General features: G+C 68.5%; 12 protein-coding genes and 2 tRNA genes. 9 read left to right on the plus strand and 5 right to left on the minus strand.

Features of this window, described 5'->3' with window-relative positions:
• Positions 1 to 114: 114 nt before the first annotated feature.
• From ACAV_RS08365 to ACAV_RS08380, 4 genes are all read left to right on the plus strand, one after another.
• Positions 115 to 387, plus strand: a complete 273-nt coding sequence (locus tag ACAV_RS08365) for an HU family DNA-binding protein (protein ID WP_011794801.1) — start codon at positions 115 to 117, stop codon at positions 385 to 387.
• A gap of 18 nt (positions 388 to 405) precedes the next feature.
• Positions 406 to 481, plus strand: a tRNA-Val gene (locus ACAV_RS08370).
• A 60-nt stretch (positions 482 to 541) separates the two neighbouring features.
• Positions 542 to 2,470, plus strand: a complete 1,929-nt coding sequence (locus ACAV_RS08375; protein WP_013594134.1) for a SurA N-terminal domain-containing protein — start codon at positions 542 to 544, stop codon at positions 2,468 to 2,470.
• Positions 2,471 to 2,522: 52 nt separating this feature from the next.
• A tRNA-His gene (locus tag ACAV_RS08380) sits at positions 2,523 to 2,598 on the plus strand.
• A 205-nt stretch (positions 2,599 to 2,803) separates the two neighbouring features.
• Here ACAV_RS08380 and ACAV_RS08385 read toward each other — a convergent pair.
• Both ACAV_RS08385 and argH read right to left on the minus strand, forming a co-directional pair.
• Positions 2,804 to 3,772: a Bug family tripartite tricarboxylate transporter substrate binding protein gene (locus ACAV_RS08385; RefSeq protein ID WP_013594135.1), complete on the minus strand. Its 969-nt coding sequence runs from the start codon at positions 3,770 to 3,772 to the stop codon at positions 2,804 to 2,806.
• Positions 3,773 to 3,825: 53 nt separating this feature from the next.
• Entirely contained in the window at positions 3,826 to 5,328 is a 1,503-nt protein-coding gene (gene argH, locus ACAV_RS08390; RefSeq protein ID WP_013594136.1) for an argininosuccinate lyase, read from the minus strand.
• 140 nt (positions 5,329 to 5,468) lie between these two features.
• Here argH and ACAV_RS08395 point away from each other — a divergent pair, with 140 nt between their 5' ends.
• Positions 5,469 to 6,335, plus strand: a complete 867-nt coding sequence (locus ACAV_RS08395) for a LysR family transcriptional regulator (protein WP_013594137.1) — start codon at positions 5,469 to 5,471, stop codon at positions 6,333 to 6,335.
• A 54-nt stretch (positions 6,336 to 6,389) separates the two neighbouring features.
• Here ACAV_RS08395 and ACAV_RS08400 read toward each other — a convergent pair whose 3' ends face one another.
• Positions 6,390 to 6,854: a carboxymuconolactone decarboxylase family protein gene (locus tag ACAV_RS08400; RefSeq protein ID WP_049791071.1), complete on the minus strand. Its 465-nt coding sequence runs from the start codon at positions 6,852 to 6,854 to the stop codon at positions 6,390 to 6,392.
• Between the two features lie 132 nt (positions 6,855 to 6,986).
• On the opposite strand from ACAV_RS08400, the gene ACAV_RS24530 reads away from it, so the two are divergent.
• Positions 6,987 to 7,286 (plus strand): hypothetical protein, encoded by a 300-nt coding sequence (locus ACAV_RS24530; RefSeq protein ID WP_128098538.1) that lies wholly within the window; start codon positions 6,987 to 6,989, stop codon positions 7,284 to 7,286.
• A gap of 62 nt (positions 7,287 to 7,348) precedes the next feature.
• Here the strand turns inward: ACAV_RS24530 and map are convergent, their stop codons facing one another.
• Together map and ACAV_RS08410 are read right to left on the minus strand one after the other, a co-directional pair.
• Positions 7,349 to 8,140 (minus strand): type I methionyl aminopeptidase, encoded by a 792-nt coding sequence (gene map, locus ACAV_RS08405; RefSeq protein ID WP_013594139.1) that lies wholly within the window; start codon positions 8,138 to 8,140, stop codon positions 7,349 to 7,351.
• The gene (locus tag ACAV_RS08410) at positions 8,140 to 8,397 is read right to left on the minus strand and encodes a ParD-like family protein (protein ID WP_013594140.1); all 258 of its coding nucleotides are present in this window, start codon (positions 8,395 to 8,397) and stop codon (positions 8,140 to 8,142) included. Before ACAV_RS08410 ends, map begins: the two co-directional genes overlap by 1 nt.
• A gap of 263 nt (positions 8,398 to 8,660) precedes the next feature.
• On the opposite strand from ACAV_RS08410, the gene ACAV_RS08415 reads away from it, so the two are divergent.
• From ACAV_RS08415 to ACAV_RS08425, 3 genes are read left to right on the plus strand one after another with little or no spacing between them, the layout of a single operon-like run.
• The gene (locus ACAV_RS08415; RefSeq protein ID WP_013594141.1) at positions 8,661 to 9,656 is read left to right on the plus strand and encodes a Bug family tripartite tricarboxylate transporter substrate binding protein; all 996 of its coding nucleotides are present in this window, start codon (positions 8,661 to 8,663) and stop codon (positions 9,654 to 9,656) included.
• 43 nt (positions 9,657 to 9,699) lie between these two features.
• A complete protein-coding gene (locus ACAV_RS08420; RefSeq protein ID WP_013594142.1) occupies positions 9,700 to 11,283 on the plus strand; it encodes an acetolactate synthase large subunit in 1,584 nt (527 codons plus the stop codon).
• Positions 11,284 to 11,341: 58 nt separating this feature from the next.
• On the plus strand, positions 11,342 to 12,136 hold the full coding sequence (locus tag ACAV_RS08425) for an SDR family NAD(P)-dependent oxidoreductase (protein ID WP_013594143.1): 795 nt from the start codon (positions 11,342 to 11,344) through the stop codon (positions 12,134 to 12,136).
• Positions 12,137 to 12,140: the final 4 nt, after the last annotated feature.

Raw genomic sequence — 12,140 nt, forward strand, 5'->3', positions numbered from 1 at the left:
GCCAGCCCCTTTCACGACCCGTACGAACCCCGCGCAGCAGCGGCTGTTCCGGCGCGTGTGAAGGCCAGATTCGCGCCAGACATTTCCTCCACATCCTTTCCCGAGAGGCTTCTTGTGAACAAGTCCGAACTGATTGAGCAAATTGCGACCAACGCCGACATCTCCAAGGCAGCCGCTGCGCGCGCCCTGGAATCCATGATCGAGTCGGTCAAGAAGACCCTGAAGAAGGGCGGCACGGTGTCTCTGGTCGGTTTCGGCACCTTCGCGGTGGGCAAGCGCGCTGCGCGCACGGGCCGCAATCCCCGTACGGGCGATACGATTAAGATCAAGGCTGCTAAAGTTCCGAAGTTCCGCCCCGGCAAGGCATTGAAGGATGCCCTCAACTGAGGCTCAAGGTTCAAGGTGGGGTGCTTAGCTCAGTTGGTAGAGCGGCGCCCTTACAAGGCGTAGGTCGGCGGTTCGACCCCGTCAGCACCCACCACCGATCAAAAGGCGAACGAGAGTTCGCCTTTTCTTTTGTCGCCATTGAAAGATCGAAACCATGTTCGAATCCATCCGCAAGCACTCCAAGGTCGTCATGATCGTGCTGTTCTTGCTGATCATTCCGTCGTTTGTGCTCGTGGGCATCGACCGGAACTACTTCACCAGCAAGAGCGCCGTGGTGGCGCGCGTGGATGGCCATGACATCACCCAGGACGACTGGGACAACGCGCACCGGATGGAGACGGACCGCATCCGCGCGCAGTCGCCCTCGGTCGATGCCAGGCTGCTCGATTCGCCCCGCGCGCGCTACGCCACGCTGGAGCGCCTGGTGCGCGACCGCGTGATGCAGGCCGCCGCCGTCAAGATGCACCTGGTCACGAGCGACGCCCAGCTGGCCCGCACGCTGCAGGGCATTCCCGCCATCGCCGCGCTCAAGCGCCCCGATGGCTCGCTGGATGCCGAGGCCTACCGGGCGCTGGTGGGTTCCCAGGGCCTCACGCCCGAGGGCTTCGAAAACAACGTGCGCCGCGAGCTCTCCCTCAGCCAGGTGATGGGCGGCGTGATGGGCTCCGCCTTCGCGGCCCAGGAGCCGGCGCGCCTCGCGCTGGATTCGCTCTACCAGCGCCGCGAGATCCGCGTCGCCCGCTTCGACGCCAAGGACTTCGCCGCCAAGGTCACGCCGACCGACGACGAACTCCAGGCCTACTACAAGGCCCACGAGGCGCAGTTCCGCCAGCCCGAGCATGCCGACGTGCAGTACGTGGTGCTCGACCTGGACGCCGTGCGCGCCAGCATCACGCTGAGCGAGGACGACCTGCGCAGCTACTACAAGGAAAACCTGGAGCGCCTCGCCGGCAAGGAGGAGCGCCGCGCCAGCCACATCCTGATCAACGCGCCCAAGGACGCTCCCGCCGCCGACCGCGAGAAGGCCAAGGCCCGCGCGCAGGCGCTGCTGGAGCAGGTGCGCAAGGCGCCGAACACGTTTGCCGAGGTGGCCCGCAAGAACTCGCAGGACAGCGGCTCCGCGCCCTCCGGTGGCGACCTGGGCTTCTTCAAGCGCGGCGACATGGTCAAGCCGTTCGAGGACGCTGCCTTCTCGATGAAGAAGGGCGACATCAGCGACTTGGTGGAAAGCGAATACGGCTACCACATCATCCAGCTCAACGACGTCAAGACGCCGAAGCAGCCGACCTTCGAGGAAGTGCGCGCCAAGCTGGAGACGGAGGCCAAGCAGCAGCAGGCACAGCGCAAGTTCGCCGAACTGGCCGAGGTGTTCTCCAACACCGTGTACGAGCAGGCCGACAGCCTGCAGCCCGTGGCCGACAAGCTCAAGCTGAAGGTGCAGACTGCCAGCGACGTGACGCGTACGCCGCGCCCCGGCGCCCAGGGCCCGCTGGCCAACGGCCGCTTCCTGGAGGCCCTGTTCTCGTCCGACTCCGTGCAGAACAAGCGCAACACCGAGGCCATCGAGACGGCGCCCAGCACCCTGGTGGCTGGCCGCATCGCTGCCTACACGCCGGCGTCCACCCCGTCCTTCGACCAGGTGAAGACCCGCGTGCGCGAACTCTTCGTGGCCGAGCGCTCCGCCGAGCTGGCGCGCAAGGAAGGCGAGGCCAAGGTGGCCGCCTGGAAGGCCGCTCCGGCCAGCGCCACCGGCCTGGGCGCCCCCGTGACCGTCTCGCGCGACAAGCCCGAAGGCCAGCCCCGCCCCGTGGTGGATGCCGCGCTGCAGGTGAATGCCGACACGCTGCCCACCTTCGCCGGCACCCCCCTGGGCGCCCAGGGCTACGCCGTCATCAAGGTGGACCGCATCGTGCCGCGCGACCCCGCGGACCCGGCCGTGGCGCGCCAGCAGCAACAGCAGTACGCCGAAGCCGAGGCCCAGGCCGAAGCCATGGCCTACTACGAACTGCTCAAGGACCGCTTCAAGGTCCAGTTCAAGGTGGCCCGCCCGACGGGCGACGGCACCCCCGCCGCGGAAAATTGATGCCGGGAATATAGGCGGATAGGTTTTTATCCGGCTATAATTCGAGGCTACGGTGGCTGTAGCTCAGTTGGTAGAGTCCAGGATTGTGATTCCTGTCGTCGTGGGTTCGAGTCCCATCAGCCACCCCAGATAAGCAAAGCCGCTACAGCTATGAAAGCTGTAGCGGCTTTTGTCTTTTGTTCCCCATGGTGGGAATCCCTGCTTCATGCACGAGGTGCGCGCGACGCTTTTCTCCATCCAGGCCCTGCGCGGCATCGCTGACGCGGCGGGCTGCAGCTCGCAGGCAGGCGGCTATTCCGATTACGCCAACCTAGGCGTACCCCGGTGCCGCCCTCAATCCACGCTCGCCCCGGACGACCGCACGAGCCTGGCCCATTTCTCCGTGTCGGCCTGGATGCGGCCCGCGAATTCCTCCGGGGTCGAGGTCATCGGCGTCGCGCCCTGCGCCAGCAGCTTGTCCGTGGTGGCCTTCTCCTGCGCGATGGCGGTGATGTCCTTGGACAGGCGCTCCACGATGTCCCGGGGCAGGTTCTTCGGGCCCACGACGCCGAACCACACCTCCACTGCATAGCCCGGCACGCCTGCTTCGGCCATGGTTGGCACGTCGGGCAGCACGGGGGAGCGTGCCGGGCTGGTCACGGCCAGGGCACGCACGCCGCCGGCCTTCACCTGGGGCAGCGAGCCCGGCAGGTTGTCGAACATGAGCTGGATCTGGTTGGCCAGCAGGTCCGCCATCGCGGGGCCGCTGCCTTTGTATGGAACGTGCAGGAAGGATGCCCCGGTCATCGACTTGAACAGTTCGCCGGAGAGGTGGTTGGTGGATCCGTTGCCGGCGGAGCCCATGTTGATGGAGTCCGGCCGGGACTTTGTGTAGGCGACCAGTTCCGCGACGGACCGGACCGGCAACTGCGGGTTGACCACCAGGATGTTCGGCACGCTGGCGAAGGGCGCGACGGGCGTGAAGTCCTTCGCGGGGTCGAACGGCAGTTTCCTGTAGAGCGATCCGTTGATGGACTGGGTGCCGACCGTGGCGAACAGCAGGGTGTAGCCGTCCGCGGGCGATTTGGCGACCAGATCCGCCCCGATGTTGCCGCCGGCTCCGCCGCGGTTGTCGACGACGACCTGCTGCCCCAGCTTTCCGGACAGTCGCGCGGCCAGCAGGCGGCCGAGGTTGTCCGTGGTGCCTCCGGCAGCGAAGGGCACGATGAGGCGGATGGGCTTGGAAGGATAGGTGTCGGCGCAAGCGCCGGCAGTGCCGAGCGCGAAGGCGGCCAGGGCAGCGAGTTTTGGCAGGGGCTTCATGGCGTGGTCCTTGGGAAGCGGTGCAGGGCAGGAGGGAAGAGGGGGGCGGACTCTCAACGGGCCGCTAGGGCGGCGATCTCGGCCTTGAGCGCCGCGCGGGCGCGGGCCAGGGCGTCCCGCCGGGCGGCGGCCCGTGCCGTGGATTGCCGGAGGGCCTGGAGTTGCCCGGCGGCGCGCAGCCGGACCAGCGATGGCGCAGGGCCGCCTTCGACGCATCGGTCCGTGACGCTGGCCACGGGGTCCAGGCACCGCTGTACGGCTGCGCTGTCCAGCTCGATGGTGCGTCCGGTCTGCGCGGTGGCGGTGGTGTTCACCATGTCCGCCGTGATCGCGTCCGCCGGAAGCCCGGCATCGAGCGCCTCGCGCACCACCGCGCCGACCACGTGGTGTGCCTGCCGGAACGACAGGCCTGCTTCGCGCACCAGTGCGTCCGCGAGGTCCGTCGCCGTGGAGAAATCGGCCCGGGCCTTGCGCAGCATTGCCTCATGCAGGGGCCGGGCGGAGTCCACCACGAGCCTGAACAGCGCGAGGCAGCGCGCGCATTCCTCCGCGCTCTCCCAGAGGCTGCGCATGCTTTCGCGGTTACCGTCTCCGCTGTGCGTGAAGTGCGTGCCCTTGACCGTCGCCATCGCGGCATTGAGCAGGCCGATGAGATGGCCGGTCTTGCCCTTGAGGTATTCGATCACCACCGGATTCTTCTTCTGCGGCATGATGCTGGAGGTGCCCGCGACGCTGTCCGGGAACTCGATCAGGCCGAATTCCGGTGTGGCCCACACGTAGAAATCCTGGGCGATGCGTCCCCATGTCACAGCGGCGATGGCCATCGACGACATCAGCTCCCAGGCGAAATCGCGGGACGCGACTGCATCCAGGGAGTTGCCGACGCATCCCGAGAAGCCCAGCAGCCGGGCCGTTTCCTGCCGCTGGATCGGGAACGCCGTGCCCGCGATGGCGCCGGCGCCCAGCGGACAGGCGTCGAAGCCTTCGATGGCGACCTCGATGCGCCGGGCATCGCGGGCCAGCGCATCCGCCAGGGCGGCCAGGTAGTGGCCATACGTGATGGGTTGCGCCGACTGCAGGTGGGTGTAGCCCGGCATGACCACGCCGGCATGCTCCGAGGCGCGTTCGATGGCCACCTCGCGGACTGCATTCAGCCCTTCCAGTACCCGCAGCCCGGCGTCCCGCGCACGCATCCGGTCGGAGGTCGCCAGGATGTCGTTGCGGCTGCGCGCCACGTGCAGCCGCCCGCCGGTGTCTGCGCCGGCCAGGGTCATCAGGTGGGCCTCGTAATTGAAGTAGGCATCCTCGCGCTGCGGGTCGAGCGCCACGGCGCCGGGGCCTTCCTCTTCCATCCGCAGCAGCGCTTCGGCCAGACGTGCGGCGATGTCCCCGGGAACCAGACCCGCCTTGTGGAGCATCACCAGGTGTGCCTGGTTGATGTCGGAGAGGCAGGCGAAGCCGCTGGCGAACTCGCGTTCCAGGCGTGGCAGGTAGATGTGCTCGCAAACCTCCTGGGCGGTGGCCTGCTGCAGGCGGCGGCTGACTTTCGATTCCATGGGCCTTCTCGATGCGCATCCATGCGCTGTGACGATGGGGCCAGTATCGAAACCTCGTAACATGCGGTCAAATACGAGGTTCCGTCAAGTCCATACGGTTTTGTTATGCGCTATCCACCAAACACGAAAGCCACCTATCCATGAAGTTCAAGCAGATCGAGGCGTTCCGCGTGGTGATGCTGACCCGCTCCATGACGCTGGCCGCCAGCGAACTGCATACCTCGCAGCCCAACATCAGCCGCTTCATCACCCAGCTCGAGGCCGAGACGGGCATGAAGCTGTTCGAACGCAAGGCCGGGGGGCTGAGCCCCACGCCGGAGGCCGAGGCCTTCTACCAGGAGGTGCAGCGGTCGTTCATCGGGCTGGATACGCTGGAGGAGTCGGTGCGCCTGATCCGCCGGCTGGGCACGGGTACCCTGCGCGTGGCCGCGTCGCCATCCATCGCCATGAGCGTGATGCCCCAGGTGATCCGGGCCTTCCGGCAGCGCTATCCGGAGGCGCCGGTGTCCATCCAGACCAGCGATTCACCGGCCGTGGCGAAGTGGACGGCGACCCGTTACTGCGACATCGGTCTGGCGTCCTACCTGGCGGACACGCCGGGCGTCCAGGCCCGGCACTGGGCCACGGATGAAGGCGTGTGCATCGTTCCGCTCGGGCACCGGCTCGCCCGCAAGCGCCGGATCGTGGCCGGGGACCTGGACGACGAGCCGTTCGTGTCCCTGTCCCCCGGCGATGGCACGCGCGCGGCGATCGACGGGGCATTCGAGCCCGACCGGCGCAGGCTGACGCTCGACACGCCGTATGCCGCGACCATCTGCCGCATGGTCGCGATCGGCCTGGGCGTCAGCGTCGTGAATCCGCTGGTGGTGCGGCATCTGAACATCCCCGGCATCAAGGCGATTGCGTTCCGGCCGCAGGTGCCGTTCCCGCGGTACATCCTGCTGTCGCAGCAGCACGTGGAATCCGCCCTGATGGCGGCATTCCTGGAATGCCTGGCCGAGGTGTGAGCCGGACCGGGGGCAGGTGCGCCGGCGGGGCCTGAAGCGAGCGAAAAGGGGCGCTCAGCCTTGCGGCACCGGCCCCGGTGGCGGCAGCAGCCCCTTCTCGCGCAGGATGCCGGTCGCGATCCCGAAGGCATGGTTGGCGACCGGCACGCCGCAGTAGATGGCGGCCATGAGGATCACCTCCTTGATCTCGTCGGGCGTGAGGCGCGACTCGGGCGGGCCGTCGAGCGCGGCGCGCACGTGCAGCGCGAACTCTTCGTAGGCATGGATGCCCAGCATCATCGACAGCACCATGAAGCGCCTCGTGCGGTCGCCCAGCGCCGGCCGTCCCCAGATGTCCTGCCAGGCGTGGCGGGTGATGAGCTCCTGGAATTCGGCATTGAACGGCGTGCGGTTTTCCAGCGAGCGGTCAACCCAGGCGTCGCCCAGGATGCGGCGGCGGTTGCGCAGGCCGGCCTCGAAATCCTCGCTGCGGGTGGTGGAAGCGGAAGAGGCGGCGGAGTCCTGTGGAGGAAGAGGCATTTGTGTCATGGTGGTCATGCGGGGCAGTGGAGGCCTGTGCGGCGCGTAACGGCGTGGTGGGCGAGGCCGACGGATGGAGATGGGGTTGGTGTGGTGCTGGTGGCTGGCGCCCGTGCCCGCGACAATCAGCCCGTGCATTCTTCCCTGATCGCCCTCGTCGCCCTCGTGGTCCTGCTGAGCCTTCCAGCCATTGTCCTTGCATGGCACGTGTGGCGCGACCTCCGGGGAGGGCGCCGCAATGCGTCGGAACGGTGCTATGCCTGCGGTAACAAGAGCCGGACATTGCGCCCGGTCAGCCATGGCAAAGGCGGTACCTATCTGTACTGCCGGCCTTGCGCTGACAACGAGGGGTTCAAATCTGCCGTCGCATGGATCGCCCTCGCGTCTTCATTGCTCATCGCTGCTGCCATTCTGGCCGCGCAATGGGCCTGATGGTCCGGGCTGGGCGTTGCGGCACTGGCCCCCCAAGGGGCTTGCCCATGCATGGCGCAAGCTCAGATCCCCGCATGTCCGCCCGTCCCGTCGGGCCAGCGCGTCAGCACCTCGAAGCCCTCGTGCGTCACGGCCACCATGTGTTCCCACTGGGCGGATAGCGACCGGTCCCGCGTGACGACGGTCCAGCCGTCGTCGAGCTGCCGGGTTGCGGCGCGGCCGGCGTTGAGCATGGGTTCGATGGTGAAGACCATGCCGGGTTCCAGCCGCAGGCCCTCGCCGCGGTTGCCGTAGTGCAGCACGTCCGGGGCTTCGTGGTAGGCGCGGCCGATGCCGTGGCCGCAGTATTCGCGCACGACGCTGAAGCGTTCCCGGCGGGCCACCGTTTCGATCGCATGGCCGATGTCGCCCAGGGTCGCGCCGGGCCGCACCTGGCGGATGCCGGCACACAGGGCCTCGTAGGTGCCCTCGACCAGTCGCCGGGCCTGCGCACCCGGAGTGCCCACGTAGAACATCCGGCTCGTGTCGCCGAACCAGCCGCCGTGCTGCACGGCGACGTCGATGTTGACGATGTCGCCGTCCTGCAGGACCGTGTTGGCCGAGGGGATGCCATGGCAGACCACGTGATTCACCGAAGTGAGGATGGTTTTCGGGTAGCCCAGGTAGCCGACGTTGGCCGGCACCGTGCCCTGCACGCCGACGATGTGCTCGTGGCAGAGGCGGTCCAGCGTCTCCGTGCTCACGCCCGGTACGACATGCGGGCCGATCATGGCCAGCACCTCCGCGGCGAGCCTGCCGGCCTCGCGCGCCTGGTTCAGGTCCTGTGCCGACTTGAGTGAGATGGTGCGCGCCATCAGCGTGCGCCTTGCGCCACGGAGATGGGCGCCGGGGATGTGCCCGAACCGACGGCGGTGGCGACGTCCAGTCCCCCCGCGAGTTCGGTGCGGACCAGCCATTGGCAGATCTGCCGGTGGTCGAGGTCCGGATACAGCTCGCTCAGCATGCCGATGCGCATCCAGTGCTCCGCCTGGGCATTGATGGAACGGCTCAGCGCGCTTGCGGCGACGCGCAGGTTTTCGTGCATTCGGTCGGAGATCTTGACGATGCCCATGGTCTTCCTTTGTATGAAACGCAGATGAATTGTATGTATTTCGTATGTTGATGCCCTGAAGCCCTCCTGTGCACCCGCTCGCAGACTGCGGAAATTCCGCATTCCAAGGGATTGTGCTGAGTCGAAAATATTGCATGTTTTTGTCTAAACGATAAACTTGCGTCAAATTCGGTGGTGAAAGTCTGGTTCGGATGGCCTGTTTTTTATGCAGGCCACCGGCAGCCTCTTGCCGTTGGCGTCAACGTTCGGTGTGGAGGTGGGCGATGAGAAGGCATTTCTTGCAGCGGGCCTGGGCGGTCTCTGCGGCCTGGCTGGCCGTGTGCCTGGCGCCTGGCGTGGCGCAGGCGCAACCCGCGGCCGAATGGCCCGCGCGGCCGATCCGCATCGTGGTGCCCTATCCCCCGGGGACGGGCCCCGACGTGATGGCGCGGCTGGTGTCCGAAGGACTGGCCCGCGAGCTGAAGGCGACCTTCGTCGTGGAGAACAAGCCGGGCGCCAACGCCATCATCGGCACGGGCGAGGTGGCGAAGGCTCCGGCCGACGGCCACACCTTCCTGCTGGTGGACCGGCTCACGCTGTCGGTGAACCCGCTGCTCTACAAGCCGCTGCCGTTCGATCCGAAGAAAGACCTCGTGCCGGTCAGCAACATCGCCGACGTGGATCTCTACCTGGTGGTGAGCGCGCGGGTGCCGGCCGGCGACTTCCGCTCGTTCATCGACTATGCGAAGGCACGACCCGGGCAGGTGCCCTTCGGCACCGGCGGCGTGGGCAGCGTGATGCACCTGAACATGGAGCTGCTGCAGGCCGGCACGGGCGCGCAGTTCCTGCACGTGCCCTACAAGGCGCTGGCCGAAGTGATCCCGGCGCTGCTCGGCGGGCAGGTGGATGCGACTTCCGGCGGAGTGGAGGCCCTGCTGCCGCATGTGCGCAAGGGTACGCTGAAGCTGCTCGCGGTGGGGGCGGATGCGCGCACGCCGGTGGCGCCCGACGTGCCCACGATGGCCGAGGCAGGGGCCCCCGGCATGCTGCTGTCCACCTCGTATTCGCTGCATGCTCGTGCCGGCACGCCGCCCCAGGTGCTGGAGCGCATGCATGCGGCGCTGGACAAGGTGCTGTCCGCCCCCGCGCTGCGGACCTGGGCGTCCGACCGCGGGCTGCGGGCCGGTGCATCGTCGCCGCAGGAACTCGACGCCCGGATCGCGGCCGATGCGGAGCGTGTCGGGCGGCTGGTGCGCGAGCAGCACATCCAGGCGCAGTAGCCGGACCGCGCGCCTTCCGATTCTCTCCAAAGGACCCAAGACCATGAACCGACTGACCGGCGCGCACGCGCTATGGACCGCGCTCGCCGCCGAAGGGGTGGATACCTGCTTCGCCAACCCCGGCACCACCGAACTCGACCTCGTGCGTGCGCTGGAGCCCCTGGACGGCATCCGCTGCGTGGTGGGCCTGCAGGAAAACATATGTACCGGCGCTGCCGACGGCTACGGCCGCATGCTCGGCCGGCCCGCGGCGACGCTGCTGCACCTGGGGCCCGGCTTCGCCAACGGGATCGCGAACCTGCACAACGCGCGGCGTGCGCATACGCCCATCGTCAACGTCATCGGCGACCACACGAGCTGGCACCTGCCCTACGACGCGCCGCTGACCTCGGACATCGAATCGCTGGCGCGGCCGGTATCGGGCTGGGTGCGCCGCATCGGCGGCGTGCAGGAATGCGCGCAGGCCGGCGCGGAGGCGGTGCGCGAGAGCCTGGCGCAGGGCGGGCAGGGCGCCACCCTGATCTTTCCGGCGGACTTCCAGGCCGCGGCGCTGCCGGACGCCGTCGCGGGCGTGCCGGCATCCACGCCATCCCCCGCGCCGTCCCGCCCCGCCGAAGAGGGCGCGCCGGACGGCTACGACCCTGCGCTGGCCCTGGAGCGTCTGCGTACTGTGGGCCGGGTGGTCTTCCTGCTGGGCGGCGGCGGCGAGCACAGCGGCCTGGGCGCACGCGCCCAGCGCGCCGCGGCGCGGCTGTGCGGGCAGTTGGGCGCTTCGGCCTATGCCGAGACCTTTCCCGCCCGGTCGGAGCGGGGCCAGGGCCTGCCGGCATTCGACCGGCTGCCGTATTTTCCCGAGCCGGCGCGCGCGGTGCTGGATGCGGCGGACCTGGTGGTGCTGGCCGGCGCGCTGCCGCCCATCACGTACTTTGGATATGCGGGGCATCCGAGCGCGCTGGTGCCGGCGGAGCGGCTGCTGGTGCTCGCAGCGCCGGGCCATGCCGTGGCCGAGCGGCTGGAGCAACTGGCGGATGCGCTGGGAGCGCCGGCCTACGAGGCTCCGGCGGCAGAGATGCCCGCGATGCCGGAGGGCGAGCTGACGCCTGCGCGCATCGCGGCGGTGCTGGCGCGCGAGCTGCCGGAGCGCGCCATCGTGTCGGTGGAAGGCGGCACCTGCGGCTATCCGTTCTACGCCGCCTCGGCGGCGGCGCGGCCGCACACCACGCTCACCAACACCGGCGGCGCGATCGGGCAGGGCCTGCCGGTGGCGCTGGGCGCGGCCATCGCGTGTCCGGACCGTCCGGTGGTGGGACTGCTGTCGGACGGCAGCACGCAATACACGGTCCAGGCGCTGTGGTCGCTGGCCCATGAGCAACTGGATGTGGTGGTGCTGATCGCGGCCAACCACCAGTACGCGATCCTGCGCAACGAACTGCGCCGCGACGGCGGCGTGCTGGGCGCGCGCGCCGAGGCGCTCACGGCGCTGGACCACCCCCGCATCGACTGGGTGGGGCTGGCGCAGTCGTACGGCGTGCCGGCGGCACGCGTGTCCACGGCCCAGGCGCTGGCCGGCGAGCTGCGCCGCGCGTTCGGGCGCAAGGGGCCGGCGCTGATCGAGATGGCGCTGTGACGGGGTTCATCGGCCGGGGCGCGTGCCGCGGCCTTCCATCCATCCAAAGGAGTGTGCAATGGATCTGAAACTGAAGGGCAAGGTCGCGGTGGTGACCGGAGGCAGCCTCGGCATCGGCCGGGCGGTGACCGAAGCGCTGGCTGCAGAGGGCGTGCGCGTGGCGATCGTGGCGCGCAGCCAGGGCGCACTGGAGCAGGCGGCGCGCGAGATCGGCGAGAAGACGGGCGTGGAGATCCTCGCCGCGCCCGCGGACGTGGGCAGCACCGCGCAGGTGGAGGCGATGATGGCGAAGGTGGCGGCGCATTTCGGGCGCATCGACATCCTGGTGAACGGCGCGGCCCACCCGGGCGGCCTGGTGCGCAGCGAGATCGAGAACGCCGACCCCGATGGCCTGCTGGAGGACATCAACATCAAGGTGGTGGGCTACATGCGTTGCGCCAAGGCGGCTGCGGCGCACATGAGGGAGGGCGGCTTCGGCCGGATCATCAATATCGGCGGGCTCACGGGGCGCGGCAGCAAGCAGCTCTCGGGCATGCGCAATGTGGCGATCTGCCACCTCACCAAGACGCTGTCGGACCAGCTCGGCCCCTCGGGCATCACGGTGAACGTGATCCACCCCGGGGTGGTGGAGACGCCGCACATCCACGAGCTCTACGCCAAGGAGGCGCGCCTGCAGGGCCTGACGCCGGAGCAGGTCGAGGCGAACTACGCCAAGGCCACGCCGATCCGCCGCGTGCTGCAGCCGCAAGAGATCGCCGACGCGGTGCTGTTCCTCGCTTCCGAGCGCGCCGGCGCGATCACCGGCGAATCCATCGCGGTGGATGGCGGCATCACCCGCGGCATCTTCATCTGAACGC

It is taken from the genome of Paracidovorax avenae ATCC 19860, assembly GCF_000176855.2.
GTDB lineage: Bacteria > Pseudomonadota > Gammaproteobacteria > Burkholderiales > Burkholderiaceae_C > Paracidovorax > Paracidovorax avenae.

Bases quoted from the DNA above. Each gene is read 5' to 3' on its own strand.
- ACAV_RS08375 (WP_013594134.1), top strand. From the start codon at position 542: ATGTTCGAATCCATCCGCAAGCACTCCAAGGTCGTCATGATCGTGCTG.
- ACAV_RS08385 (WP_013594135.1), bottom strand. From the start codon at position 3,772: ATGAAGCCCCTGCCAAAACTCGCTGCCCTGGCCGCCTTCGCGCTCGGC.
- argH (WP_013594136.1), bottom strand. From the start codon at position 5,328: ATGGAATCGAAAGTCAGCCGCCGCCTGCAGCAGGCCACCGCCCAGGAG.
- ACAV_RS08395 (WP_013594137.1), top strand. From the start codon at position 5,469: ATGAAGTTCAAGCAGATCGAGGCGTTCCGCGTGGTGATGCTGACCCGC.
- ACAV_RS08400 (WP_049791071.1), bottom strand. From the start codon at position 6,854: ATGCCTCTTCCTCCACAGGACTCCGCCGCCTCTTCCGCTTCCACCACC.
- map (WP_013594139.1), bottom strand. From the start codon at position 8,140: ATGGCGCGCACCATCTCACTCAAGTCGGCACAGGACCTGAACCAGGCG.
- ACAV_RS08410 (WP_013594140.1), bottom strand. From the start codon at position 8,397: ATGGGCATCGTCAAGATCTCCGACCGAATGCACGAAAACCTGCGCGTC.
- ACAV_RS08415 (WP_013594141.1), top strand. From the start codon at position 8,661: ATGAGAAGGCATTTCTTGCAGCGGGCCTGGGCGGTCTCTGCGGCCTGG.
- ACAV_RS08420 (WP_013594142.1), top strand. From the start codon at position 9,700: ATGAACCGACTGACCGGCGCGCACGCGCTATGGACCGCGCTCGCCGCC.
- ACAV_RS08425 (WP_013594143.1), top strand. From the start codon at position 11,342: ATGGATCTGAAACTGAAGGGCAAGGTCGCGGTGGTGACCGGAGGCAGC.